Origin of the sequence: Sporosarcina sp. resist, from assembly GCF_014302295.1 — a bacterium.
GTDB classification, from domain to species: domain Bacteria; phylum Bacillota; class Bacilli; order Bacillales_A; family Planococcaceae; genus Sporosarcina; species Sporosarcina psychrophila.
In genome coordinates, this window is record NZ_CP060287.1 from 1,438,673 (window position 1) to 1,464,483 (window position 25,811).

General features: G+C 39.1%; 38 protein-coding genes and 1 other RNA gene. 35 read left to right on the forward strand and 4 right to left on the reverse strand.

Annotated features, from left to right (window positions below; genetic code table 11):
- The first annotated feature begins 6 nt into the window (after window positions 1–6).
- The 14 genes from H7992_RS07205 (at window position 7) to H7992_RS07265 (ending at window position 10,212) form a co-directional block, all read left to right on the forward strand.
- Window positions 7–966, forward strand: coding sequence for an XkdQ/YqbQ family protein (locus tag H7992_RS07205; RefSeq protein ID WP_187047100.1), 960 nt, complete (start codon window positions 7–9; stop codon window positions 964–966).
- Window positions 963–1,418, forward strand: a complete 456-nt coding sequence (locus H7992_RS07210; protein ID WP_187047101.1) for a DUF2577 domain-containing protein — start codon at window positions 963–965, stop codon at window positions 1,416–1,418. Before H7992_RS07205 ends, H7992_RS07210 begins: the two co-directional genes overlap by 4 nt.
- Window positions 1,394–1,813, forward strand: a complete 420-nt coding sequence (locus H7992_RS07215; RefSeq protein WP_187047102.1) for a DUF2634 domain-containing protein — start codon at window positions 1,394–1,396, stop codon at window positions 1,811–1,813. The genes H7992_RS07210 and H7992_RS07215 overlap by 25 nt, the downstream gene beginning before the upstream one ends.
- Window positions 1,800–2,873 carry a baseplate J/gp47 family protein gene (locus tag H7992_RS07220; RefSeq protein ID WP_187047103.1) on the forward strand — a complete coding sequence of 358 codons (1,074 nt, stop codon included), beginning with the start codon at window positions 1,800–1,802 and terminating at the stop codon, window positions 2,871–2,873. The genes H7992_RS07215 and H7992_RS07220 overlap by 14 nt, the downstream gene beginning before the upstream one ends.
- A complete protein-coding gene (locus H7992_RS07225; RefSeq protein WP_187047104.1) occupies window positions 2,866–3,525 on the forward strand; it encodes a putative phage tail protein in 660 nt (219 codons plus the stop codon). Before H7992_RS07220 ends, H7992_RS07225 begins: the two co-directional genes overlap by 8 nt.
- A gap of 1 nt (window position 3,526) precedes the next feature.
- A complete protein-coding gene (locus H7992_RS07230; protein ID WP_187047105.1) occupies window positions 3,527–3,838 on the forward strand; it encodes a hypothetical protein in 312 nt (103 codons plus the stop codon).
- Window positions 3,831–4,427, forward strand: coding sequence for a hypothetical protein (locus H7992_RS07235; protein WP_187047106.1), 597 nt, complete (start codon window positions 3,831–3,833; stop codon window positions 4,425–4,427). The genes H7992_RS07230 and H7992_RS07235 overlap by 8 nt, the downstream gene beginning before the upstream one ends.
- Window position 4,428: 1 nt before the next feature.
- A complete protein-coding gene (locus H7992_RS07240) occupies window positions 4,429–6,810 on the forward strand; it encodes a hypothetical protein (RefSeq protein WP_187047107.1) in 2,382 nt (793 codons plus the stop codon).
- Window positions 6,807–6,995, forward strand: a complete 189-nt coding sequence (locus H7992_RS07245) for a hypothetical protein (protein ID WP_187047108.1) — start codon at window positions 6,807–6,809, stop codon at window positions 6,993–6,995. Before H7992_RS07240 ends, H7992_RS07245 begins: the two co-directional genes overlap by 4 nt.
- The gene (locus tag H7992_RS24645) at window positions 6,992–7,126 is read left to right on the forward strand and encodes a CD1375 family protein (protein WP_370569976.1); all 135 of its coding nucleotides are present in this window, start codon (window positions 6,992–6,994) and stop codon (window positions 7,124–7,126) included. Before H7992_RS07245 ends, H7992_RS24645 begins: the two co-directional genes overlap by 4 nt.
- A gap of 79 nt (window positions 7,127–7,205) precedes the next feature.
- Window positions 7,206–7,910, forward strand: a complete 705-nt coding sequence (locus H7992_RS07250; protein ID WP_187047109.1) for a hypothetical protein — start codon at window positions 7,206–7,208, stop codon at window positions 7,908–7,910.
- A 151-nt stretch (window positions 7,911–8,061) separates the two neighbouring features.
- A complete protein-coding gene (locus tag H7992_RS07255) occupies window positions 8,062–8,409 on the forward strand; it encodes a hypothetical protein (protein WP_187047110.1) in 348 nt (115 codons plus the stop codon).
- 112 nt (window positions 8,410–8,521) lie between these two features.
- Window positions 8,522–8,935: a phage holin family protein gene (locus tag H7992_RS07260; RefSeq protein ID WP_187047111.1), complete on the forward strand. Its 414-nt coding sequence runs from the start codon at window positions 8,522–8,524 to the stop codon at window positions 8,933–8,935.
- Window positions 8,935–10,212, forward strand: a complete 1,278-nt coding sequence (locus H7992_RS07265; RefSeq protein WP_187047112.1) for an N-acetylmuramoyl-L-alanine amidase — start codon at window positions 8,935–8,937, stop codon at window positions 10,210–10,212. Before H7992_RS07260 ends, H7992_RS07265 begins: the two co-directional genes overlap by 1 nt.
- Window positions 10,213–10,487: 275 nt before the next feature.
- Here H7992_RS07265 and mreC read toward each other — a convergent pair whose 3' ends face one another.
- Window positions 10,488–11,246, reverse strand: a complete 759-nt coding sequence (mreC, locus tag H7992_RS07270; protein WP_187047113.1) for a rod shape-determining protein MreC — start codon at window positions 11,244–11,246, stop codon at window positions 10,488–10,490.
- 422 nt (window positions 11,247–11,668) lie between these two features.
- On the opposite strand from mreC, the gene H7992_RS07275 reads away from it, so the two are divergent.
- The 4 genes from H7992_RS07275 to H7992_RS07290 all read left to right on the forward strand — a co-directional run bounded on the left by H7992_RS07275 (window position 11,669) and on the right by H7992_RS07290 (window position 13,734).
- Entirely contained in the window at window positions 11,669–11,959 is a 291-nt protein-coding gene (locus tag H7992_RS07275) for an AbrB/MazE/SpoVT family DNA-binding domain-containing protein (protein WP_187047114.1), read from the forward strand.
- Window positions 11,960–12,238: 279 nt separating this feature from the next.
- Entirely contained in the window at window positions 12,239–12,451 is a 213-nt protein-coding gene (locus tag H7992_RS07280; RefSeq protein WP_187047115.1) for a hypothetical protein, read from the forward strand.
- Between the two features lie 191 nt (window positions 12,452–12,642).
- Complete coding sequence (gene fabZ, locus H7992_RS07285) at window positions 12,643–13,068, forward strand: 3-hydroxyacyl-ACP dehydratase FabZ (RefSeq protein WP_187047820.1); 426 nt, start codon at window positions 12,643–12,645, stop codon at window positions 13,066–13,068.
- A 195-nt stretch (window positions 13,069–13,263) separates the two neighbouring features.
- A complete protein-coding gene (locus H7992_RS07290) occupies window positions 13,264–13,734 on the forward strand; it encodes a hypothetical protein (RefSeq protein ID WP_187047116.1) in 471 nt (156 codons plus the stop codon).
- An 84-nt stretch (window positions 13,735–13,818) separates the two neighbouring features.
- Here H7992_RS07290 and H7992_RS24650 read toward each other — a convergent pair whose 3' ends face one another.
- The gene (locus tag H7992_RS24650; RefSeq protein ID WP_255428615.1) at window positions 13,819–13,953 is read right to left on the reverse strand and encodes a hypothetical protein; all 135 of its coding nucleotides are present in this window, start codon (window positions 13,951–13,953) and stop codon (window positions 13,819–13,821) included.
- A 122-nt stretch (window positions 13,954–14,075) separates the two neighbouring features.
- On the opposite strand from H7992_RS24650, the gene H7992_RS07295 reads away from it, so the two are divergent.
- From H7992_RS07295 to H7992_RS07310, 4 genes are read left to right on the forward strand one after another with little or no spacing between them, the layout of a single operon-like run.
- A complete protein-coding gene (locus tag H7992_RS07295) occupies window positions 14,076–14,297 on the forward strand; it encodes a transcriptional regulator (protein WP_187047117.1) in 222 nt (73 codons plus the stop codon).
- Window positions 14,297–14,671, forward strand: coding sequence for a YhjD family protein (locus tag H7992_RS07300; protein ID WP_187047118.1), 375 nt, complete (start codon window positions 14,297–14,299; stop codon window positions 14,669–14,671). Before H7992_RS07295 ends, H7992_RS07300 begins: the two co-directional genes overlap by 1 nt.
- Window positions 14,672–14,676: 5 nt before the next feature.
- Window positions 14,677–14,940, forward strand: a complete 264-nt coding sequence (locus H7992_RS07305) for a YolD-like family protein (RefSeq protein WP_187047119.1) — start codon at window positions 14,677–14,679, stop codon at window positions 14,938–14,940.
- A gap of 28 nt (window positions 14,941–14,968) precedes the next feature.
- Entirely contained in the window at window positions 14,969–15,280 is a 312-nt protein-coding gene (locus H7992_RS07310) for a YolD-like family protein (protein ID WP_187047120.1), read from the forward strand.
- Window positions 15,281–15,319: 39 nt separating this feature from the next.
- Here the strand turns inward: H7992_RS07310 and H7992_RS07315 are convergent, their stop codons facing one another.
- Complete coding sequence (locus H7992_RS07315; RefSeq protein ID WP_187047121.1) at window positions 15,320–15,547, reverse strand: DNA-directed RNA polymerase subunit alpha C-terminal domain-containing protein; 228 nt, start codon at window positions 15,545–15,547, stop codon at window positions 15,320–15,322.
- 264 nt (window positions 15,548–15,811) lie between these two features.
- A non-coding RNA gene (gene ssrS / locus H7992_RS07320) (6S RNA) lies at window positions 15,812–16,003 on the reverse strand.
- 479 nt (window positions 16,004–16,482) lie between these two features.
- Here ssrS and H7992_RS07325 point away from each other — a divergent pair.
- The 13 genes from H7992_RS07325 to H7992_RS07385 all read left to right on the forward strand — a co-directional run bounded on the left by H7992_RS07325 (window position 16,483) and on the right by H7992_RS07385 (window position 25,799).
- Complete coding sequence (locus H7992_RS07325; RefSeq protein ID WP_067206979.1) at window positions 16,483–16,962, forward strand: metal-dependent hydrolase; 480 nt, start codon at window positions 16,483–16,485, stop codon at window positions 16,960–16,962.
- Window positions 16,963–17,039: 77 nt separating this feature from the next.
- Window positions 17,040–17,912 (forward strand): YitT family protein, encoded by an 873-nt coding sequence (locus H7992_RS07330; RefSeq protein WP_067206981.1) that lies wholly within the window; start codon window positions 17,040–17,042, stop codon window positions 17,910–17,912.
- A 128-nt stretch (window positions 17,913–18,040) separates the two neighbouring features.
- Window positions 18,041–18,487, forward strand: coding sequence for a GNAT family N-acetyltransferase (locus H7992_RS07335; protein ID WP_067206984.1), 447 nt, complete (start codon window positions 18,041–18,043; stop codon window positions 18,485–18,487).
- A gap of 145 nt (window positions 18,488–18,632) precedes the next feature.
- The gene (locus H7992_RS07340; protein ID WP_187047122.1) at window positions 18,633–19,202 is read left to right on the forward strand and encodes an NUDIX hydrolase; all 570 of its coding nucleotides are present in this window, start codon (window positions 18,633–18,635) and stop codon (window positions 19,200–19,202) included.
- A gap of 4 nt (window positions 19,203–19,206) precedes the next feature.
- Complete coding sequence (locus H7992_RS07345) at window positions 19,207–19,746, forward strand: Rossmann-fold NAD(P)-binding domain-containing protein (protein WP_187047123.1); 540 nt, start codon at window positions 19,207–19,209, stop codon at window positions 19,744–19,746.
- 53 nt (window positions 19,747–19,799) lie between these two features.
- Window positions 19,800–20,336: a GNAT family N-acetyltransferase gene (locus H7992_RS07350; protein WP_340741698.1), complete on the forward strand. Its 537-nt coding sequence runs from the start codon at window positions 19,800–19,802 to the stop codon at window positions 20,334–20,336.
- Window positions 20,337–20,410: 74 nt separating this feature from the next.
- Window positions 20,411–20,890, forward strand: coding sequence for a tetratricopeptide repeat protein (locus H7992_RS07355; RefSeq protein WP_187047125.1), 480 nt, complete (start codon window positions 20,411–20,413; stop codon window positions 20,888–20,890).
- Between the two features lie 557 nt (window positions 20,891–21,447).
- Window positions 21,448–21,741, forward strand: a complete 294-nt coding sequence (locus H7992_RS07360; RefSeq protein WP_255428616.1) for a DUF2087 domain-containing protein — start codon at window positions 21,448–21,450, stop codon at window positions 21,739–21,741.
- A gap of 135 nt (window positions 21,742–21,876) precedes the next feature.
- Entirely contained in the window at window positions 21,877–22,455 is a 579-nt protein-coding gene (locus tag H7992_RS07365) for a nucleotidyltransferase family protein (protein ID WP_187047127.1), read from the forward strand.
- A 10-nt stretch (window positions 22,456–22,465) separates the two neighbouring features.
- Window positions 22,466–23,596, forward strand: a complete 1,131-nt coding sequence (gene dnaN / locus H7992_RS07370) for a DNA polymerase III subunit beta (protein WP_187047128.1) — start codon at window positions 22,466–22,468, stop codon at window positions 23,594–23,596.
- A gap of 84 nt (window positions 23,597–23,680) precedes the next feature.
- On the forward strand, window positions 23,681–24,166 hold the full coding sequence (locus tag H7992_RS07375; protein WP_187047129.1) for an ASCH domain-containing protein: 486 nt from the start codon (window positions 23,681–23,683) through the stop codon (window positions 24,164–24,166).
- 19 nt (window positions 24,167–24,185) lie between these two features.
- Complete coding sequence (locus H7992_RS07380; protein ID WP_187047130.1) at window positions 24,186–25,007, forward strand: DUF2785 domain-containing protein; 822 nt, start codon at window positions 24,186–24,188, stop codon at window positions 25,005–25,007.
- Between the two features lie 141 nt (window positions 25,008–25,148).
- Window positions 25,149–25,799, forward strand: coding sequence for an SIMPL domain-containing protein (locus H7992_RS07385; protein ID WP_187047131.1), 651 nt, complete (start codon window positions 25,149–25,151; stop codon window positions 25,797–25,799).
- The last annotated feature ends 12 nt before the right edge of the window (window positions 25,800–25,811 follow it).

Here is a 25,811-nt window from a genome sequence, read left to right on the forward strand (position 1 = left end):
CTGCATATGGAAGTACTAATTGATAATAAAGATGGCGTGGTTTGGGATATGCCTGTTTCGTCTATCGAATGGAAGACGGAACGTATCGGTAAAGCGGGTACTCTTGATGCGAAACTTGTCATCGAAGATCCGCTAAAGTATCCAATTAATAATGGCTCTATTATTCGCGTAATGGACGGAAAACAGAAGGTGTTCTACGGGTACGTATTCGAAAGTGGGTACACACGAAGTGGTGAAGTGTCCGTTAAAGCTTTTGACCAACTTCGCTATATGATGTCCAATGACACATTTGTATTCAAGGCGACAACCGCAACAGCTGCCATCAAAAAGATTGCGATTGATTTGGGGTTGAAGGTCGGTACATTTGAAGATACAGGCTATACCGTTCCTGGCATCGTTGAGGATGATAAGAAGGCGCTTGACGTGGCATTGAAGTTTCTAGATTCCACATTGATTGCGACGAACCGAAACTTTGTATTGTTTGACGACTTCGGAGCGCTATCATTGAAAAACATTAAAAATATGATGATTAAAGCAGATGTCTTCTACATTGGAGAAGATAGTCTGCTTTTTGAATTTGAGTACAATAAATCCATTGATAAAGAAACGTATAACCGTATTAAATTGGTTCACGATGACGAGAAAAAGAGCAAACGAGAAGTCTATATTGCGCAAGATAGCGGGAGCATGGCTAAGTTTGGCCGTTTGCAAGAGTTCCGTAAAGTCGAGGAGAACATGAAGCCCGCGCAAATTAAAGAACTTGCGGAACGGATGCTCAAACTTCGGAACCGTGAAACAAAAACACTTGATTTAGATTGCTTGGGTGACTGGCAGGTACGAGCAGGAAGCTTTGTCTATATCTACATCGAAAAGATTGGTGTAAGCGAATATTTCCTTGTTGATGAATGTACTCATACATGGGCAGGTGGTTTACACGTGATGAATTTGGGGGTGAAAGTGATATGAGTCTAGTAGATATGATGAAGGAAGCGGCGCTGGACGTCATCGGGACGACAAACCCGGTCACCTGGACGTATGGAACAGTCGTAAAGTCAAAGCCACTTGAAATATATGTTCATGCAAAGCTAACGCTTTTGGAAGAGTTTCTTGACGTCGCCGAATCGCTCACACGTCATGACCGTATTGTTTCAATAGACTACGAATACCCGAAGGAGTGGGAGAAGAACGATATCGGTGACGAACCAAAAAACGCTGTTTCATCCCGTAGAGATATCGGTTCTGCTGAAACCGTTCCTTATGAAGAGTTTAAAATGAAATATGCAAAACTGACATTTGAAGACGGTTTGAAAATTAACGATAAAGTGATCCTTGTAAGGATGCAAGGTGGCCGTAAGTTTTTAGTTGCGGACAGGTATAAGGAGGGGAAAGATATATGGTCTTACCCATCGGAGAAATAACTGTTTTAGAAGATATGGAAGTCATTGATACCGCTCAGCTTCCTACAAGGACGTATCAACTAGACTTCAAGCGTGGACGATGTACAGGGATGATTGACGGACTGAAAGCAATGGAGCAAGCCGTTTTTAAGGTGCTGCAGACGAAACGTTTTGGTCACCTGATTCACTCAGATGATTATGGATTCGAAGGCATGATTGGGCGCGATCAACTTTTTGTTCATGGCGAATTACCGCGACGGATTAAAGAGGCTTTGTTACAAGATGAACGGATTGTTACATTGGAGAATTTCCGGTTGGAATTCGAAAAGGACGTTGCCTATGTTTCGTTTTCATGCCCCACACTTTACGGTGACGTCGTTGTCTTGAGGGAGGTTATTGACTATGTACGAACATAAAACAGTTGCGTTGCTCCGTGATCAGGCACTTGATGAAGTTGCAGACGATGTTGATAAGCGCGAGGGTGCCATAATCTTCGATTCGACAGCGGCTGTCGCCGTACCGATGTCTGAAATGTATTCGGATATTGACCTGGTAATGCGGCTCACATTTGCTGATTCATCTGATGGCGAATACCTTGAAAGGCGTATCGCAGAACATGGCGTTTACAAGAAAGCGGCGTCAAGAGCCGTGCGAAAAGGTATTATTATTGGAACAGATGAACGTCCGTTTAACGTACCTATCGGTTCCCGTTTCGGTCTAAATAATCTTACCTATGAAGTGATTGAAAAGATCGTAGACGGTGAGTATCAGTTGCGTTCGGAAGCTTTTGGCATTATCGGAAATCAAGATTACGGGGAGCTATTACCAACTGAACCACTTGATAACTTAGGGAGCGCGAAGCTAACCGAAGTACTCGTCCCTGGCGAAGACGAAGAGACAGATGAATCGCTGTACGCAAAATACTTGGACCACATAAACGAACCCGCATTCGGCGGAAATAGAGCTGATTACAAAAGAAAAATCATGGATATCCAAGGCGTCGGTGGTGTTCAGCTATTCCGTGCACCTTTTGGTGGTGGAACTGTTCGTGCTGTGATTATTGATTCTACATTTAACGTACCGACTCCTGAAACGGTTGCATTTGTGCAAAGTAAAATAGATCCTATCGAGGGGCAAGGTGACGGACTCGGCACAGCGCCTATAGGTCATATCGTGACGGTTGAGGCGGTTGAATCAGTTGTGGTAGATATTGAAGCCACTCTTGCATTGGTCGGTGTCACGCTAGGTCAAATCGAACCGCTAGTCGTTGAAATCATAGACGAATACCTGGCGGAAGTTCGGCGCGAATGGATTAAAGGGCTTTCGCTTATTTTGCGAATCAGTCATTTAGAATCTCGCATCTTAGCGCTAGAAGGTGTGCAGGACATTGTAGGAACTACATTTAACGGGTCGCCTATGAATCTTGGGCTACCGCACGAAATCCCGAATAAAGGGAGTGTGGTGCTGAATGAATAGGGTGATGGATGAATTACCCGCTTATTATCGTGACATCAAGGAATTTCAAGAACTGACAAGGGTACAGTCGAAGCGGCTTGATCATTTGGATGGAGCGATACAACAATTCGAGGACGATCAATTCATTCTAACATCAAGTGAACCCGCTATTTATCGGCGTGAAAAAGAATTTAATATTCTCCCAGATAGGACAACTGAAACGCTCGACTTCAGAAAACGACGACTACTAGCCAGGATGATGCAGAAAGCGCCATTCACTTTTCAATACATGGTGAAGCAATTGGATGAATTGGTTGGAAAAAGTCGCTATACAATCAGCATTGACGTCACAAATTATTGGCTTGAAGTTCTCGTTACGGTGGAAACCCAAAGTTATTACAAGGAAGCGGCCGAACTACTAGAACGGACAGTTCCACTCAATTTAATTCTCGAAACCGGGATACTGGCGGCGGGCACGATCTTCAAAGTAGTTCGAGCGGTTTATAGCTTTCCTATTTATTATCCGGTTACAGGTACTTTTCAAACGGGAACTATCTACGGGAAAGGCGCACGTCGTTCATTAATTGCGCAAAATGATGCATATGGCTTTGTCGTAAAGTATCCAATTACCGGTACGTTTGTGGTGGGCGAGGAAACAAGAGGGAGGTTATAGGATGGCTGCACAAGATTTATTGTTTGAATTGTGGATGGATTTCTTAAATACAACGATTCGTTCCGCAAAAGTGACGGTGAATGATGTTGTGATAGTAAAACCGATATTTCGAACATCCGTTGAAGGGTCCATTATAAAAAAATACATTTACCTGGACCAAGAATTCGGCAATGTTTCTCGAGCTGCATTGTTTGACGGCCAAGGTCGGGAAGTCGACGTCGAAGAAATGAATATCGAAAAAACGCAAGATGGTCAGATGATCGTCTTTTTTTATGCGTTCGAACTTACGAAAAGAGGTGTAACGCTTGGATAACGCTTATGTATTTGTCCCAAGGGTCTGGATTGACCACATCATTGAAATTGATGAATACGGAAATCCTGTTATTGATCCAGCGACTGGAAAACCAAAAGTGCTACAGGAAGGTACTCGACACATGGCAGCGTTTGAGAATCATCAAGAACAAGGCATCTTGAAATCCCACGAACGCCTAGATAATCATGCCGACAAAATTATGCGCATACAGGTGCAAATGGAGTTAGATGGTCGAGCACCGGGTAACTCAGGCACGTTTGCCGATGCTTTTGATGGGGAGCCGAACAAGCTCGTCCGTCAAACGGCAGTTGCCGTACTAACAGCACCACGAGCGGCAGGAACAACCGAGTTAAACGTGGACACGACAGACGGATTCAAGGCGTTTACCGAAGTCACCGTATACGATGGCAACAACAGCGAGGACGTATTAATCACAGACGTCACGGCGTCCACGATTACTGTACAGCCATTGGTTAATGATTACGTTAAAGGTGCACGGATTGCACGTAGTAACGTTAGGATTGCGGATGGACAAATGACAAGAGGCGACTGGGGCACTTATTCGGTTGCTGTAGCGGAGGTGGTGTGATATGGCTCAGTATTATTACAATAAATACAACACTATAGTCGGTTCTTGGAACCAACCTCCAGTATCTAGTACCGAAAATGAAACTGTTTCACACGCCGGTTTTGGAAGCTTCTACAAATCTGGCACGTGGAGTCCAATTTCAAAAACATGGACTTATTCAACGCTATGGGGAGATAATTATATTAGTGCAGGGCAGGTCGGATATCAAGACAGAGGAAGTGAATTCCGCAGGTATACGGCGTTAGAAAGTAGTCAGTCAGACACTAAATCCGCTAGTTGCAGAAGAGAGATATACTATTCGACCGACGCCACTCCTAACTACTCCAATGGGGGAAGTTTACTACAATCTAATATAGTAGCCGAGAATGGCACGTACCCTGTAAATGGTCGCCACACTGATGGCAATTGGTACATCCGAGGCGCGGCAGTAAACACTGCCCCAACGATACCCGGCACATTCACGCAACCAACCGGCACGCTTGAAATAGGGGGTTCCAAAGTTGTTTCATGGGTAGCGTCAACCGATGCAGAAAACAACCTATCGAAATACGTCCTTGAAGCGTCGTTAAACGGCGGAGCGTTTGCGGTCATTGCACAGCCGGCTTCACCGACGTACACATATATCGTACCAACAGCAACGTCCGTTAAGTTTAGGGTTAAGGCGGTTGATGCCGGCGGATTAGAATCAGCTTATAGAGATAGCGCGTTGGTTACGATAACGAAGCCAATGTACTACTGGAGTAAGTACAACATAACCAAAAGAATCCAAGTTGATTATCCCGGTTGGGGAAACGTCTTTATGCCTTACAACAGCGAGATGCGTCCTGCCATCTATGTAAATCCAACAACGTTAGCAATAATTTTGACGGGGAATTCTGAATACGTACAGGAAGGTTCTTGGCTTAGGAAAGATTGGTACGTAACTGTATCGGGCACAATTGTGCGATTGGATTCTGCCGGAAGCACTGTCCAAGCAGGAGGATACACGACTTCCGCGAGTAAACCGACAGCTAGAGAGGTCGAAGAGCGCGGAGCGTTAAATCAATCCAATATCACAGCCGTAGAAGGTACGTACCCAACAGATGGCAAGCATACGGACGGTTTTTGGTACGTACGAGGTAGTCGGGTCTCCCAAAGTATCGCGCCACCAGCAGGATTTACGTCACCTGCACCGCAAACGTCGCTACCGCCTAAACAATCTTTGACCCTTACATTTGGTGCATCTACGGCTCCAAGCATAAGCACTTACGAGCTCGAGCATCGGTACAATGAGGGCGCATGGACGCCTGTTGGTACCCATTCAAACACACTAACCCGTCCGTTTACCGTCACAGAGAACAAGGGGCTTACGAAAGTCGAGTTTAGGGTACGTGCGAAAAACACAAGCAACGTCTATTCGGATTACGTCTACTCAGAGTCGTTTATAATCGAGCACAACAAGATTCCAACTGTGACGTTAAATACGCCAAACAACGAGACTCTTTACGAAAACGATACTTTTAAAATTGACGGTTCAGCGCTTGATACTGACGTCGGCGACATATTAAACGTCTATTATCGAATCAATGGCGGTTTATCTCGAGCTATTGCGACAGGCATTTCTACTGGCGTCTTTTTACCGTTTAATGAGCAATTGACATTCAAGGGTGGGAAATTATTAAAAGGCGAAATAGAAATTACCGACGCACTTGCTGAAGGTCCTGCACACCGCTTAGAAGTGTGGTCAGAAGATAACCAGGGCGGTAAATCACCAGTAGCCGAACGCACATTTTACGTCGTGCCAAACCGTGCTCCCTCTTTAACAGTTGATCCGTTTACCGACCAATCGGAATTGATTAAAAATGACACGATTAAGCTTGCTGGTTCATCAAGTGACCCAGACGGAAACGATGTCACTGTTAAATATCGTGTCAACGAAGAGGCACCCGTACAAATTCATTCGGGAGCTGCAGGTCCATGGTCGTTTGATGTCTCACTGAAATCATTAAAACACGGAGAAAACAATATCGTCGTTGAAGTTACTGACACGCACAATTTCAAGTCTTCGAAAACCATCAAATTGAATAAAACAGAAAACCTAACGCCTTTAGAGCATTCCGTCCAACGGTACAAAATTGTACCTCCAAACGGATCCGCACAAGGCGTTTTATTGTGGATTCAAAGGGATGCTGACCAAGAGGTTACGGCTGAAATCTCCATGACAATCGGTACAGAGCAGGAGCAATTCGTGCCATTACCACTTGATAGCACAGTGCCAATGGGCGAGGATGTCGAAGACTATTTCAAATATCGTGCTGATACACCTGCCGAACATATTGCTTTAAAAATATCGTGGACAGGCGATAAACCAATCACGTTTATATCGGGGGCGTTATTACAATGAAAGTACCTATGGTAAAGAAACGATTGCCAGATGGAACGCTTGGTCCGTTAGAACCGGCATTCCCAGAAATGGTAGGAGAGATTGACGAAACAACATTACTCATGTTGAATGCAATCGTTGGAATGCAGGAACAGATCGATGCATTGAAAACAGAAATCGAGACAGCGAAAGGGGGTGGCGAATGATGGTATTTCCATACATGATTCCGGTTTATGGGTTACTTGTTAAAGCTGCAGCATGGAAAATTGATAAGTTACCCGAGCAGTATCAAGTTCCGGTTGCGGAGTATTTAGCGGGGCAGGTAGAGGCAGTATAGTGATAGGTATATAGATTGTAGGTAAAATGAAGGATTTCTTCCTCTTTTGTCAAATGGTAATGAATGGGGGAGATTTAACATGAAATATACGTTAATTGAAAACGGAACAGATTCATTCAAATCCGCTTTTGAAAACATAGAAAAATTTGGTGGTATTACCCAAGGTGGACGGCACAGACTTAAGGATGCAGTAATATTTCTCAATCATGGTGTGGAAATATTACTGAAGTATATTTTACAAGAACATCATCCTTCATTTATTTTCAATAAAATTGATTCATATTTGGACGCTAAAAAAAATTTAAAAAAGATAAGTTTGGATACCCGGAAAAATCCGGAAAATAAAAAGGTTGCAAGGACTGTTTTTGATGTGAAAAATCTACAAACTGTCGGTATCGCGGAAGCTCTTCGGAGAGTAGAATATTTATGTGATATCGAAATACCTTTAGAATTTAAAAATTCAATAAGTGCTATAAATGAAATAAGGAATCAAATTATGCATTATGAAGTAGACATAGATGATTCGGAAAAAGAGAAATTAATAACAAGGTTAAAATACTGTTATCAGGAATCCGTGGACTTTTTCAAGGTCCATATTGATAACTTGGAACACGAAATAGTCATGTCGAGATTTGAGTTTACCCATGAAGAGTATGAAGAAGAAAGAGAAGCGATTTGGGAAGAAGTGATGGAATACGAGAGAATTAGGCGGGAGGAATTGTATCGTAATCTTTCAGAAGATGATCTGTATGACTTGATGCTGTACGAATCGCGTATTTATTAAAGTAAGAACGTCCACCCGGGCGTTCTTTTTCTTTTGAACATTTGGACTATACTGTTCATTTTTCTTATTGAACTAACGGAACGGTATAGTTAAAGAGAAATCGGGCAATACTAGTATTTAGAAAGTGATGATAAAAAATGGAGTGAAGTAAATGCGAGAAGAAGAGATGATTTTAGTTTTACCTGGAACTGAATCAGAAAGAATACCAATTGCAATAACGAAAGTAGAGATAGTTTTTACAAATGAAGATGATCTAAAAAAATGTATTGCTGTACTTCGAGATTCGGATGCACAATTAAAAACCGATCCAAAACCATATGATTGGCAATTTACTGTAAGAAAAGGTTTGAAGATTTACTTTGGAGTGAATTGGTTTGATTTAAACTTTTTTAAAGAGAAAAAAGATGTATTTGAAAATAAACAACATGGAAGCATCTTTCAGAGTTTTAACTCTTCTATAGAAAATTTTGTAGTTAGGCATTATATCGAGTATCACTAGAACACTTTGGACCATTATGTGGCTAACGGAATTTGAATAATCAGCAACAAAGAGCGCCCAATCACGGGCGTTCTTTTTCTTTACCCAAAAATAAAACAACAGGAGTGGTAAAATGGATTATCTAAAATTCATCCCTGCATTTTTCGCAGGCTTATTAACGTTAATGTTTGGTGAGTGGAGCGCTTTACTTACTATTTTAGTTGCGCTGGTTGTCATTGATTTTGTAACAGGAATGACCGCTGCATCACTTGATGGGGGATTAAAAAGCAAAAACGGCATGATTGGCATAGCACGTAAAGTATTCATTTTCGCAATGGTTGCCGTGGCTCATTTGATTGATTTGTTATTGGTAGAAAGCGGCTTTGAATCTACCGAACTTGTCATGACGATGGTAATCGTATTTTACGCGGTGAATGAGATTTTGAGCATTACTGAAAATGCAGGACGAATCGGTCTACCAGTTCCAGAACAAATCAAGAATGCAATCGAAATTCTGAAAGGTAGCAATAAAAAGGATGTGAAGTGATGGGCTTCATTGACCGTCTATCTCCATTCGCGATAAAACACGGGAGGGCTCACGGAGTCCTTCCTTCTTTGATTGTTGCGCAGGGGATTCTTGAATCAGCGTCCGGTACATCCGAATTAGCGATCAAAGCCAACAACCTTTTCGGAATCAAATCGGGTTCCGGGTGGTCTGATGATGTCTATACCAAACGGACCGCAGAGCATAAAACAGACGGCACTATCTACTATATAGATGCTGATTTCCGGGAGTATCCGACCTTTGAGGGATGCGTAATAGACCTGGTCAATAAATACGTCAACGGGACAGGTTGGGAGCCGCATAACCGATACGCATCAGTGTTAAATCAAACAGATTATAAAAAGGCTACAGCGGCAGTTAAAGCGGCTGGGTATGAGACGGATGTTAACTATCCGGAAAAACTTAATAAATTGATTGAGCAATACGAGCTTACTAAATACGATAAGGAGGGTGATAACGTGGTTAAAATCGCACTAGACGCCGGACACGGTATTAACACAGCAGGCAAACGAACACCAGATGGTGAACGTGAATGGTCATTTAATAACAAAGTGTTATTGGCTTGTGCAGCTAAACTGAACAAATACCAGGACGTACAGATCCTCAGACTGGATGACCCGACTGGAAACACAGATGTCCCCCTTGTAACTCGTACCAATAAGGCAAATGCGTGGGGAGCAGGTGCGCTTGTATCTATTCATCACAATGCATTTGCTGGTAAGTGGGGCAGTCATGGCGGCGTTGAAACACTCGTTCAGGAGATTACCGCAAGTAAAGCATCGAAAGATATAGCGGCAATTATTCAGCCGCGCATTGTACAAGCAATGGGCCTACGTAATAGAGGCGCAAAAACCGACAACCTTCATATGTTGAGAGAATCAAACATGCCCGCTATCTTAACTGAAGGTGGCTTCATGGATTCCACAACAGACATCGGCGCATTAAGAAGTGATGCGAAACTGAAAGCGCAAGGTGAGGCTATCGCGGATGGTTTAGCTGTGTACTTCAAGTTGAAATTAAAAGTGGCGGGGACACCCGCACCACCAAAGGAGGATGAGGAATTGAAGTTTTCAAGCCCAGCTTTAAAAACGGAAACAGAAACATCATTAGTAAGCAAGGCACATCGTCAAATTATTGTAGCTGCAGCTATTAAAGCGGGAGCTCATACTTCATGGACTGACAAGCTAGAAAATAATACGCTCACAGATGCCGATGTATTGGGATTAGCTGTTAAGTATACTGTTGCGGTAAATAAGTAAAATCACCCAAGCCTAGATTCCTAAGCGCTTGGGATTTTGATACCAATAAGAATTATATAAGATGCTCTTGGCCATTTCCTGAACGTTGATGTGACAGCGTTCTAGTAATGGCCATGTTGCACTTAAAGTATAAAGCGACCCATCCACAGATTTGATTGTGGGTAGGTCGCTTTTTTATTTGTCGAATTAAAGAGGTATTATTATTTGTAAGGATTTTTGTACTTGTGATAATGATTTCCACCAAGAAGAACATACTGGGATGTGTTTAAGTACAATTAATCAGTTATTACAATAACATTATTAATTTCGCTAAAGTTTGCTGAAGGCTCTATTAGTAGCACTTTATTTAACCCGAAGCCAGAAGTGCTTATCTCTTTTACTTTCCCAACAATTAAACCGTATGGATAGATACCTCCTTTTCCCGAAGTAATAATATTTTTTCCAATTATTTTTTTGGGGTCATTATTAGATATGTATTTCATCAGGAGGAATCCCTTATCTCTATCATATTCCCCAATAATTCCTTGAATTTCTTCATTATCCTGCACAGTTCCGGCCACGTTATTAAGTTCACCAGTTATTAAGTTTACAGTATGAATATTATTTTCATCATTATCTAAAATTTTACCAATTAGTCCTTTTGATGTCATCACAACCCCTTTACGATAACTATTATCTGAAGTTATTACTAATTCATTAAACCATTTATCATAGTCTCTATTTAGAACAGTCTCTACTTGTGTATGGTACTTTAGTTTATCATTTATATAATTATTCATTTCTATTGTCTCTTTTAAATTTATATTTTCATTTTTATAATCTTCAATTTCCGAGTTTATAGAATCGAGATGTACTAGATCCTTTTTTAAAATTTCGTTTTCTTTATATGAGTTAAGTGTTTTACCGATATTTTCTGTAACCACTTCCACTGTGTTTTTGAGACTTGGAGAAAACAGATAAATTAAAGTAATTATTAAAAGCCCTAATAAAGAAAATATAATTTTTTTTTTTGCAAATTGCGTTTTTGAAGACATTCTAATTTCCCTTTCGCTGAGTAGCATTTTAATAATAATAGCCTTTAGTTATATAAAAATCAAATATATACAAAAATACAAAGAATTGGAGATTGTAATTTATGTACAAAGTATTTTGTGGTTTTTTCTTTATTTTGAAATAAAATAAGCCCGAGTTTTTTTGTCTTTTTCTTATCTTGATCTACTTTCAATGCTTTTTGATATGTATTCGGGAAGGTGAAGTTGATTTTGATTTCGAATAAAGAAGCTCAATGCTTCCGGGAACGGGCGCTTTAATTGAACAACAGGAGATCGTCTATTGACGGTCTTTTTAATTTACTTGCAATACGAACACTCATTCTTGGCGTAAATAAAAGTATATGTAGTATTGTGAAAAGTGTGATATTATCACTTAATAGGTTATTTCATAGGGAGGGACACGAATGAAAAGTATTGGTATTACAAGAAAATTAGATGTTCTAGGAAGAATAGTAATCCCGAAAGAACTAAGAAAAACTATGGAGATTGATAGCGGTACTCCTATTGAAATCTTTATTGAAGATGATCTCATCATTCTTCGGAAGTATTCTCCAAATCGAGCCTGTCTAGTTACAGGTGATATTCTCCCTGATAATATTGAATATCAAGGTGGCATTATATTAAGTCCTAAGGGTGCAGAATTATTGGTAGAACAGATAAAAATTCTGAGAAAAAGCGACCTACTTCACAGTTGAATTGTGGATAGGACGCTTTTTTTGTTTGCCAAGACACAGTCATCTATTCTTGGTTTACATATATAATTCACTTATCCATACCAAAGTAAACGTGAAAAGATAAAATTGATTATTGAAAGCAAAAGGTGACTACTCTTAATTGAGCGGTCGCATTTTTTTGTTTGTAGAATTAAAGAGGTATCCGTATGAATAAGGACGAATAAAGAACAGAGCATTGTTCTTATTCAACTAACGGGGCAGGTTAGTTGAAGTAGAGTTTCTATTCAAGGAGGAGTTTTAATGAAAAAGAAAAAATCTGTTATTGCATTTATTGCAGGGGTAGCAGTGACTCTTTTTATATTACCTTTACTTTATGCGTTAGGTGTTCCATCTTTTGATGTTGTGTTAAATTCTTTATTTGGTAAAGATAGTATACTAGCTATTGTCTTTTCATTAGTTCTTGTTATAATAATTTTGTTTTCGCTCGTTAAATATGTAAATCAAAAAGGATAATGTCACGTTTTGGCATTAGTGGATTCCAAACTAACGGGGTGCTTTACTTCAATTAGGGGTTAAGCATCCTGTTCTTGTTCAACTAACGGTGCAGGTTAGTTGAAGAAGATTTTTTTAGTATCAACTATTAAAACCAGATGATAAAATTAGTGAATAGGATTTTAATAAAATTTTTATGGGGGGCAATAATGATTTTAGATACTCAAAAAATTAAGGAAATAATTAGACATCGTTATCCATTTCTTTTAGTGGATAAGATTTTGGAATTAGAAGAAGGAAAAAGAGCAATTGGTATTAAAAATGTTACTGCAAATGAGGATTTTTTTAACGGGCACTTCCCCAATTACCCAGTTATGCCAGGTGTATTAATTGTGGAGGCATTAGCTCAAGTAAGTGCTGTTGTGATGTTAACTAAAGAAGGAAACCAAGGACGATTAGGGCTATTAGCAGGTATAGATAATTGTCGTTTTAAACAGCAAGTAAAATCCGGAGACCAGCTCCGTCTTGAAGTTGAAATCACTCGATTAAAAGGTCCTATTGGGAAAGGCAAAGGTTTAGCTACTGTTGATGGGAAATTAGTTTGCGAAGTAGAAATAATATTTGCTTTTGGTGATTAAAAGAAAATATTAAAAATGTTACTCAAAATCTCTAACGAAAGGTTGTCTTATGCAACTAACGGGTGCTTTACTTGAAGATCCTTGAACTGCTTGGGAGGCTCATTTCTTATTGAACTAAATCCGCAGGTTAGTTGAACGGTGTTGTTAACTTGTGTTCAACAATCGGACCAGATTATGGGTTAAGGGGAATTAAAAATGAAGAGTAAAAGTTTTAAATACCTAGTAATAGGAATTATTATCCTTGCGGTCTTTTTGCCCCTAAAGGTTATTAATGATTATAGGGAAAGAGACTTAATTAGCCTGATAAACTACAAGCCAGCTGATTTTCTTTCTATGGGTTTCACTTCAGATATGAACGAAGTACAAGAAGGCAAAGGCTTTGAGTGGTTTACAAAGGATAAGGAACCAACTGATGAATTGATGGAGTTCTTAAGTCAATATAGTGTAAAAAAGATAAACGAAGAGAAGTTTAATGAAATTAGGGAGAGTAAAGAGCGGATTGAATTTGATATTTATCATTCAAAAACTAAGCCATCCATTGTTAGGGTCTATGGAAAAAGTGTTCACATTCTAGTCGGAAATTATTACGAAATTTCTAATGGACCAATCGATCTGGAATGGATAAGAAAATACAACAAAAAATACAATGATTTGTATGAAGAATAAAATTTGTTTATTTGCTCCCATTAATGAAATGCAAAAGCCAACAACTCATTTAATCTGAGTTGTTGGCTTTTTGGTTTCTAAAAATCAATTTTTCTTAAAAACATAAACTTTAGCAGTAATAATGATTATGGCAATAACGATAAAAATCAACATTGGATATTCCTCAAATGTTAACAGGATATCGGAAAAATCGCCCTTTGAAACTTTGTCTATAGTCATCGTTCATCCCTCCTCTCTATTTTATCCTAGCTCAGTTAACTCCTCAAAAAGTGACATTAATTTCTCCCTTCTTTGCATACGAACACTCATTCGGTATTATGAATCAAAAGGAGGGAACAAACGTGCGCAATCAATTAGTTAAGTCACTGGAATACAACGAGTCCCTAGATATGATGTATATCGCAAAGGATGGTTCAATCAGCAAGCGAAGAATCAGCGTACTACAGGTCGGAGAGGCATCATTTCGCGCATTCTGTTTCTTACGTAAATCCAGGCGTACTTTTACAATTGATAACGTGCTCGCGCTTGTTCCCGTCGTACATAAAGAAAGCTTGGTGATCTAATGCCGTTAATCCCAGGAGATGCATTACCGTATTTCGAGAACATGATCTACCTACCAATAATTATAAGTATCTTGGAGAGAGACCGAGAAGTGATTGAAACAAGCTCATTCAAATTGAAAGGGCCTTATATCAATATCGTTGAAAATACATTAAAGACCGTTCGAGCTGAATTGAAAGAAACAAATAATTATGCACGAAGCAAAAATTTGAAGTTGATTAAAAAGGGGAAAGACGGTTCGTTCACCGAGTACGCATTTATCCATAACGGATATGAAGACATAAGGCGTTACATGAACATACGGTTGCGCAACAGGACTGAAGAATTGATAAATGAGTACTTCGCTAAGACAGAAAACCCAAATCTGAAAGGATGATGAAAATGACAGCAATCCCGAAAACACCAAAATCAAAGGTTGTTGCAGGTCCAAAACTAACAGAGACTGATTTTCTTGAGATAGGCGAGAGAATCGGTGAATCAAAAGAATTCAATGTAGAGGTAGACATTACGATTTATGCTCAAAAGCGGTATGAGACAGTTACAGGGATTGTTACAGAAGTCGATGGCCAACAAGGTAGATTATCGTTGCAAGTGGGTTACGACAGCATAAAAATCAACATGAATAATATAGTGAGCGTGAAATGAGTTGTTAGATAACAATCGCGATAGAGGTATGCAGAAGTGGCAAGGTTTGATGTTACCAGAACACGTTAAGCTGATCCGCGAGTTGAGTGAAAATGAAAACTACATACAGCAATCGTTACTCGACGATTGGGAGCTGCAGCAAATTCAAGAGGAATTGGAAGTCGCATATAAACGACAATGCATGGCAGAGGTCACAGCATGGCGCAAAGGGAAACATATAACGTACATCGGTAAAATTTCGGAACTCGATTACCGTCTTAATTTAATTTCGGTAGAGGGGCCATTCGGTGAAGATAGGATACCAGTAGTGGATGTCATTAAAGTGCAGAGTATGGATTAAAAAAACAACGACCAATTAGGGAAAGGTCGTTGTTTTTGTTCATTTATTAACTTCTAGTTTTATCTCGTAAATTACTTCCTCTAACTCTTTCCTAAATACCGGACCCGTACCTTCCAGTTCAAACGTGTCTTTGGTGATAAGGTCTTCTAGCGTGTGAATGTCATTCTTTTTAAGTATCTTAGTCAACCGTACACTTAGTTCCAACATTTCAATTGGTTCTTGCAAATATTTTTCTTTGTCAAAGCGGATGATAGTATGATTAGTCATGATTAATACCTCCAATATTCTGATAGTTAAATGGTACGACATTTTGGCGGAATTAGCTATAGGAGGAGAGAATGAAAACAGTTACCTTCTATATAAATAGTGGAGTAGCTGTTTTCGTTTATTCGCTCTTAAATGTAAGGAATTTGTTTGTTCGATAAGAATTTTTACAACAGTTTTACAACAAGGCCATTTTTACAACAAAAAAGCACCACCCAATTAAGGATGATGCTTGTCTGTAAACCGTTGGTGCTTATGGCTTTATGTAGGTCAGCCGCCTTTGCCGTATGGTCTTAGAAAGTTTTAAACCACCACTTCTCAAAGTGGGTGTTCGCAGAAACAATCCTGTATGCCCCAGTTATCGAAAGAACTGGGTATGCCATTCCTGTATCTAGGTAAAACTCCCGATTACAGCTTAAGGGTTAAAACTTAATATTTATACGCACAACGCAGCTTGTAAATATAGTGTACATCATCGGCTTGATATTTTCAAATGAAATTGTTGGAATCCATTAAGAAATATTTGAATGATTTCTGATCCATGCACTGCAACAACGTTTATGAACAAACTAAAAACACTTGTGACTTTAGCTGTGTGTATTCTTGGTTTTTATTATGGAATAAATATGTAGAAACTATATTAAAAAGAACGTTCGTTTGGTATAATGAAGATAGGGTTGAAAGGAGAAAAACCCGTTTTCAGTGGAAGACGAGTGTTCGAGAACTCTATAGAGCTGGAACTTATATCTTTATGAATAGCGATGTAAACGGAGCAGTAACTATTTTGCGCAAATGGACTCATACATACGCTTTAGTGGCCAAGAAGAGAATTAGAATGGTGGAAATTTGGAAATTGAAACATATCGAATCTTTTTGCTTTAATGAAGATGAGTTCAAACTAGTTAAGAAATGAATTTAGCTGAAAAAGGAGAATAAGCATGACAGGGAAAACACACATCGTAGGCGGCATTGCAGCAAGTCTTGCTTATGCACAATTTACAAATCATGATCCGATTATAATGCTTGGAGCGGGGATAATTGGCGCGTTACTTCCTGACATTTGTCACAGTGGTAGTAAAATCGGAAGAAAATTTAAGTTGTTATCGAAACTTATCAATATGCTATTCGGTCATCGTACATTTACACACAGTTTATTGTTCTTGGTGATTATCGCGACGTTAATGAATGCCTTTACTCCAAATGAGGCTGTGAAGGCAGGACTTTTAGCGGGGATGGTGAGTCATTACATATTAGATATGGCGACGAAAAACGGAATCAAACTGCTTTTCCCACTTAGCATGACAGTTCGCTTTCCATTGACGACAAGAACCGGAAGCAAGGTAGAGAGCATCGTGTTCAGTCTTCTATCGCTTTTATCATTCTATTTTGGCTATGAAGCATTCAGTTATTATCTATAATTGAAGTTGGTTTAAAAAAATGATGTTCTAGCTCGTTTTTTGTTAGAATGGAAAGGGTAAAAGAGAGGGAGAAAAAAATGGCAATACAAAAATTTAGAAAAACGGTCTTATTTGAATATATACAGATCATCTTTGGGGCTGCACTAGTTGGTCTAGCCTTCAATATTTTCCTTTTACCGTCCAGGCTAGCAGCAGGTGGCGTTTCAGGGATTAGTACAATACTATATGAACTCTTCCAATTCAATCCAGCTTACGTTCAATGGCTCATTAATATTCCACTACTAATACTTGGGGTCTTGCTTGTCGGCAAGGAATTCAGTATGAAAACGTTAGTTGGGACATTTTTTGTTCCGTTTGTCATCTGGCTCACAACGGACATAAAGCTTGCAGTAGAAAACCCATTATTAAGTGCGATTTACGGTGGGATTATGCTTGGTGTAGGTCTCGGTATTGTATACAGGGCTAACGGTTCGACAGGTGGTACTGCTTTAATCGCTCAATTGGTTAAGAAGTATACGGGTCTATCGAGTGGGTTTTCACAGTTGCTTGTAGATGGATTAGTTGTAGTCACATCGGCATTTGTCTTTAACTTTGAACTTGCTCTTTACGCGATGATAGCAATTTACGTTACGAGTAAGGTGATTGACTTTGTTCAGTTGCAAACGTCGCCGACCAAATTGGTTCTCATTATTACGGATAAAGAAGAGAAAGTCCAAGCCATTATAAAAAATGATATTAATCGCGGATTAACGAAGATTAAAACAATAGGCGGGTATTCCAATCAAGAAAAAACAATGATTTTATGTGTCGTTGAACAATCGGAAGCTGTCTACTTTAAAAAATTACTTCAAACACAAGAACCAACCTCATTTGTCATCTTCTTGAATGCGTCGGAGATACTTGGCCGCGGTTTTTCTAAAGCACAATTTGATGAAGATAATATGAAATGAAATTGTTGAAAATGACCTGTTGCGAATAATTCGCAACAGGTCATTTTTGTTTATTATAAAGGTTTTTCTACCCCATTTGTCGAAATAGACTGTATGTTGCAATCATTCAATTGATAGGGGGAATAGAAATGACTTACAAAGTGGAGCAAGTTGAGGATTTAAAGGCAATTGATATCTCTCATTTAGTGAAAGAAAGCGAAACGGAAGGGTACCGATTTTTAACACGACTAGTCAATGATTATGAGGATGGAACAAATAGGTTCAACAAACCGGGTGAAGCATTGTTAGCTGTTCAAAATGATGAGGGTGAGGTAGTAGCGATAGGTGGAGTAAACCAATCACCTTTTTCCGAAGATACACAAGTTGCACGTTTGCAGCGATTTTATGTATTAGATGATGCTAGGCGGCAAGGTGTAGGATCTCTTTTACTGAAAGAAATTGTTGACCATTCACGCGATGCATTTAAAGAAGTGACAGTGCGGACAGAATCTTCAAAAGCAGATGCTTTTTATAGGGCAAACGGATTTGAACTGGATGACACTGCTTCTGAGACGACACATTTGATGAAGTTGTAATTGAGGTATCCCTCAGTCTACTGGAATAAATTCAATACCAGGTGTAGAAATGATTCCGAATCATTTCTGCACCTGGTTAACTTTCGTAGTGTTTGTATAGGGAAATATATCACCGGTATGTCACGGAAGAATTGAGGGATTTACTGTGGAGAAATGGAAAACGATTAAGTCAGAATATCACTTTAAAACTCCTTTTGGGAATTTGAGGAAAGACACGTGTCAGCTTCCGAACGGGGCAATCATTGATGATTATTTTGTCCATGAGTATGAAGATTGGGTAAATGCCATTGTATTAACGGAAGATAAACGGGTCGTATTCGTAGAACAATACCGTCATCCTGGTGAAGGATTTTATTTAGAAATTCCTGCCGGGAAAATTGAAGAGGGAGAGTCACATGAGGAGGGGATTTTGAGGGAGTTACGAGAAGAGACGGGTTTTATTTCGACGACGAAACCGATAAAACTTGGTGAGTTTATGATAAATCCGGCTACTCAAACAAATAGGATTGTTACCTTTCTAATTTTGGATGCATTCAAAGAATGTGAGCAGGAATTGGATGAAACTGAGGAGATTGAGGTGAAACTCATTTCTTTTGATTTAATCGAAGAGATGATTCAAGAACAAAAAATTACACAACTTTTTTCAGTAAGTGCCTATTACCTGGCCAAGAATATGTTGAATAAATCAATTGTCTTGTCTTCAGAAAAGAGGTAAGTGTATGAAAAGTAATAATCATGCTCTAATCATTGGCGGAACGGGTATGCTTGCCGAAGTTTGTCTTCATCTTGCACGTGAAGGTTATTCTGTTTCTGTCATTGGGCGTACATTGTCGAAGTTTAAACGATTGCAAGTAGAAAGTTCGCCAAATTCTATATTCCCACTTATAGCTGATTATAATACAGATGATGTATATGACGAAATTAAAAAAGCGATTCTGGAACGTGGCTCGTTTGATCTAATTATTAGCTGGACATCGAATTACAGTGTACTAGAGCGGATTTGTGAGATGAACCCAGGGGACACACCGTTTAGTCTGTTCCATGTAAAGGGGAGTCGGCGGTATTTCGAAGATGAGTCTATCCGTATTCCAAGCAAGTGCAACTATCAGAGAGTCTATTTAGGATTTGTAATGGAAGACGGTGGCTCACGTTGGCTTACACATGGTGAGATTGCGAACGGAGTTATTAAACAGATTGAGGCAGATGAAGAAATGGGGATAATAGGTCAAATCCATCCCTATGAAGCACGTCCGAAATGATTTTTTGAAAAATGTTGACCTGTTGTTTCAGTACTGTTACAACGTTGAAAGGGGTGAGTGAGATATTAATCCGAAAAGCAGAGGTAGAGGATGTAACAGGAATTGCAAAAGTCCATGTGGATAGTTGGAGGACGACATATAAAGGAATTGTGCCGGATCCTTTTTTAGATAACCTTTCTTACGAGCAACGCGAGCTGATTTGGAAAAAAGGGATAAAAGAAAATAACATATACATAGCAGAAAATGAAAATGGTCAAGTTATCGGATTTTCTACAGGTGGAAAAGAGCGCACCGGGAAATACGAGGCATTTACAGGGGAATTATATGCGATTTATATCTTGAGAGAATACCAAGGAAAAGGAATTGGTCGATTACTCGTTCAGTCTGTTGTGGATGATTTAAAAAATAAGAATTTGAACTCGATGCTTATATGGGCGATAGAAGAGAACCCGGCTTGCCGCTTCTATGAAATGTTAGGTGGAAAGAAGGTTGACACTGAAGAAATCGAAATTGCAGGAAAGAAGTTGAGTGAAGTTGCATATGGATGGGATGATATAGCTATTATGGGGCAAGAACGAGGTAACGGATAAGTTCAGTCATTTATCTGGATTAGTCATTTTTTACAAGCAGCTTTTTAAATATTTCAGGGGAAAGGGAAAGTACAATGGAGAATTTAGAAGAAGCAATTCAGTTAAGAAGTGAAGGGAAGCTTGAGAAATCAAATGCGTTACTTTCCAATCTAGTTTTGAAATTCCCAGACAATGCACTAGTTAATTATCAATATGCATGGAGTTTCGATGTTCTTGGGTTAGAAGCAGATGCTGTACCTTATTACGAAAAAGCCATCCAATTAGGCCTAGATGATACAAATGCAATAGGCGCATTTATAGGATTAGGTAGTTCATATCGAGCATTAGGCAAGTATAACAAATCGAAAACAGTTTTGGAAAAAGGAATTGAACGCTTTCCGGAAAATAATGCTGTGAAAACGTTCTACGCAATGACATTGTACAATGTTGGTGAACATCGTGAAGCCATAGAGATCTTACTGACCAGTCTAGCTTACACGACAAATGATAGTGAAATCTTATCATATAAGAGAGCAATTGAGTTCTATGCTGATAAACTCGACAAAACTTGGTAGATAGACTGCTATAAAAAGAGGATGAAAATAATATCTATATATGTTGAATTAAAGAATCCCATTGAATCTACTGTGCCGCTCAATAATGAGAGACTTGTAATTCGGGGTGTGGATTGTAGAACACTTGGCGCTTTGGGGATGCCTTTCGCCGCGCCTACGCTAGGTTGTTCATTATCGAGAGAAATGTGATTTTGAGATGTGTATGCCAAGACTTTAATATGATTACTAGTTGATACCAATTATATCCAAGAAAGACGAACTCCAGGTTGCAGATTTCATCACAGTTAATGAAAAGCTCTTTCTCACATAGACCACCTAGCGAAGGCGCGACTTCGTGCTAGCCGGAGCGATAAGACTGAAGGAGGGATGCAGTTCATTCCCTCCCTGATCTTCTTTCTGGCTTATCGCGGGAGGAATCCACAAAGCGTCGAAGCGGTATTGGCGGGAAATCTAATTAGTTCTAAGTATTGGGACTTTTTCAGTGGCCTCCCAAAAGCCCTTTTAAAGCGCATAAGCCGTATTCATTTGTTCAACATATATATTAAGGAATGATTAAATTGGGTGAACGATTTACAATCACTGATGTGGAAAGAGAAAAAGTATTGGGAAATTACTTCAAACAAGGTTTGCAAGGACCACTTGACGTATTTCCGAGTAAAGAAAAAAGGAAGTACATTATTGCCCAAGAAATAATTAAGCAATTTGAAGTAGATAGAATGTATTTGGAAAAAGAAATAAATGACCTATTGGCGACGATTTATCCTGATTTTGCCACGGTAAGAAGATTTCTGATAGATTATCGTTTCATGACTCGAAGTGTTGATGGCAAGGAGTATTGGATTGAAGTCTAATCATATGCAGATACATAGAAATGTAAGACGGAAGATGTAAATTTATTCATTGAAAAGGTTTTTGGTGAGCATGAAGATTTAATCCAGTTTTTTTGTACGAGTATGTGAGCAGTGTGAATGAAAGAGGAGTAGTTTATGGTCATTACAACTGAAAGAGAAATTGTTGTTTTAATTCAAGAGGATAAGTGGATGATGGACCTAATGAAATGCGCCAAATCATTGAATTTGCCTGATTGGTGGATCTGCGCCGGATTTGTTCGATCTAAAATTTGGGATGTGCAGCACGGTTTCAATGTAAGGACGACGATTCCAGATATTGATGTCATCTATTATGATCGAACAAATAGTGGGAAAAGTGTGGAAAAGGAATACGAGGAAGTGTTGAAAAGACTTCTACCAGCTATCCCTTGGTCGGTCAAAAATCAGGCAAGAATGCATAGTGTAAATAATGTCATCCCCTATACTTCGTCTGTTGATGCGATTTCAAGGTTTCCTGAAACGGCAACAGCTTTGGGGGTGAAATTGGATGAAGGAAACAATGTCATATTAACAGCGACTCATGGTATAGAAGATGTTGTAAATTTGAGAGTAAAACCGACCCCTTATTTTTGTGATAAGAAAGAACGGATGAAGATTTATGAAGAAAGGATTAAGAAAAAGAATTGGCAAGTTGTATGGAACAAGCTTGAGATTATAAGTTTGGACAGTGACTAGGAGGGCTTTTATGGAATTTACAGTAAGCTACGCTTCATTTACGACTGCAGTTTCTGATATAAATAAAATTATTTCATCAAAAAGCGTTATTCCAATACTCTCTGGAATAAAAATAGAAGCCAACGAGTATGGTCTTAAGCTTACGGGTAGCAATTCGGATATTTTTATTGAAAGAACTATCCCTTTACTAAAAAGTGGAGAAAAGGTCGTGGATATCAAAGAATTTGGAAGTGTAGTTGTTTTATCGAAATATTTGAACGGAATTGTGAAAAAACTCCCCAATGATATTTGTATTAAATTAGGACGCAATGATTCAATCACGATAAAATCGGGGGATATTGAAACAAAACTAAATGGATTCAATGCGAATGACTATCCAAAACTTCCGGAGATGGATCGCAATACTAAAATTGAAATACCGTTTGGGAAATTAACGGAGGCTATAAAGCAAACTGCATTTGCGGTTTCAAAAAGTGAGGCTAAACCGGTACTAACTGGAGTGAAGATGGAGTTTGAAGAAAACAAACTCATTTGTACAGCAACAGATTCACATAGATTAGCACGTAGAGAAGTGACTATAGAATCTAAAACAACAGAATCATTTGTAGTTCCGAGTACAAGTTTGTCAGAACTGACGCATCTTAAAGAGGCGGATTCGTCAATCGTAGAGATTTCTTATACGAATAATTTCATTGTGTTTGGGACCGCTATGAGTTCACTTTATTCAAGGTTAATTGAGGGTGTCTATCCTAACACTGGATCTTTGGTGCCAACTGAATCAAAGGCATTGATAACCATGAATACTCAAGTATTAATAGAAGGAATGGATCGGGCTTGTGTATTTTCGACTGAATGGAAACACAATAACATCCAATTGGAGATTGTGGATGATGCTACTATCAAAATATCTTCCAATTCTACAGAAGTCGGGATGATTGAAGAGCTTCAAAAAATTATACATATCGAAGGACAGAACGATATCCAAATGTCATTTGATGGTCGTTTTGTACTTGACGCACTAAAAAGGATACCAGAAGAAAATGTCACGATACGTTTTGATGGCTTGATGAAACCGATTGTCATTCAGCCGCAAAATGATTCCACTTGCCTCCATCTAATTTCACCAGTACGGTCTTATTGAAATGAATAAGTTCTCTCGATCTAGGGAGGAGAGCTTGGGCATATAGGAGATTTATAATTTTTAGTAGCGAAAGGGGATTTCAAGATGAATTTAGCAGCACAAACTTATTGGGACGAATTTTGGAAGAACGAAGAGAAACCTACTTCTGTCAACGCATGGATGTTTGGAAGTTTGCCAGATGAGCTTGCACAGCTTGTAATTGATGGGGAAAAGACAGCGACATGTTCAGGTCATGTAATTTATGAACTGGAGAACGAGCCATTACCCAGAATAGATGAGTACAGCATTATTTTAAATAGCGACGAAAAACCAGTGGCAATCATTAAGACCATTGCAGTATCGCTTGTACCGATGAATGAAGTATCGGAAGAGTTTGCGCTTGCTGAAGGGGAAGGGTCATATGAAGATTGGAAATTGGCTCATGTGAGATTCTTTACGAGTGAATTACGAGAAGTTGGACTTGAGTTCACTGAGGACATGCTCCTTGTTTGCGAACGATTTACGCTGATTGATGTAAAAGATAATAACTTAGGATTGACATATAGCCTTATACAAGGCAACGATAAATGATCGTTTAGGGGGAATAGTTATGTTAGCAACAACTTTAGAAAGTTATTTAGGAGATAAGATACTAGAGCTATCGAAGGAAGTTAGGCAAGAGATGTTGACGCAAATTGGAAATCCGGATAGTTATTTTCGTGACGAATTAATCTATCGAAGTTTTGGAAAAGTAATAGCTTCCAATCAATTAAATTCAGAAGAAATTCAGAATCTACTTGAGACGGTATTACAGGAAGACTATCTATTTTACGGGATTGGCGAGTCTGGAACTGATACAGTATTTACACGTTCTTTTTCTGCACTCGTCATTGCTGCAGTTATTGAATATGACATTGAGAAACAAATAGTAAATCCAGAACTTGTTCAGTATACAGTGAACAAGGTTATACGCTATATGAGGGAAGAAAAAGACACACGAGGTTTTATCCAGGGGAATGGATGGGCGCATGCCATCGCACATGGCGCAGATGCCTTGGATGCCTTGGCAAAACATCCTCTACTGAAAAAAGAGGATATCAGTCGAATTCTTCATGCAGTTCAATATTCCTTGTTAAGGCAAGTTGACTATTTGGATGAAGAGGAAGAACGCTTAGCTATAATACTAGCTTCATTAATAAAGCATCAAGATGCTGAGAAGGTTATACGAGTATGGATTGAAGAACTGGCCGGAATGGTAGAAACTGAAATGCTTGAAAATAAAGGATCACTTGACGCCTATCACGTACAAAGAACGGTAAAGAACTTTTTGAAATCAGTCTTTGTAATTTTGAGTTCGAAGGGAATCGGTAAGAAAGTGAACAGCGACGTTTTTAAAGTTCTCGAAAAGTGGATGTGGATGTATCTAAATTAGTCATATAGTCTTCAGATACTGCTGTGGTCCTCAAGTAATCTATCGTCCAGTTTTACGTTAAGTGCTAATGTAAATATCTTTTCGAGACAATCAGCATACTATCTAAGGTAGCGTAATGATGCTCAGGAAAGGTGGAGACATATGTATTATCCTTATGCTCAACAAATGACCTGCCGACAACCGCGGGTTATGACTGTTACAGGAATTGGGAGTCTTAAACTAGCACCGGATATTGCTCAAATCCAGTTGGAAGTCAGTACTGAAAACAAACAACTGAACCATGCACAAAAGGAAAATGCTTATGAGATGAATCAAGTCATCGATTCGTTATTGAAATTGGGGATCGACAGGGAGAATATACAAACGGTTTCGTACACTATAGTTCCCCAATACAACTATATCGAAGGCGAACAAGTATTTAGAGGATATGAAGTTACGAATGCGATTACAGTAAAAATTACAGATATTGATCAAGTTGGAAATATAATAGACGTGGCGGTCCAAAACGGAGCGAACAGGATATCAAATATCCAGTTCAAGGTTGAAAATGAACAATTGGACTATCAAAAAGCATTGAGCCTTGCACTTAAAAATGCATTAGCCAAGGCGCAAACAATTGCTGAGACAATGCAACTGCAACTTGATCCACATCCAATTAAAATTGTTGAAGAATTAAGAGCAGAACCCATCGCATATCGAACATTTGCTGCGAGAGAAATGACTAGCTCCACACCGATTGAACAGGGGCAGATTTCGATTAACGCCACGGTTAAAGTGCAATTTCGGTATTGAAATATCAGCGTA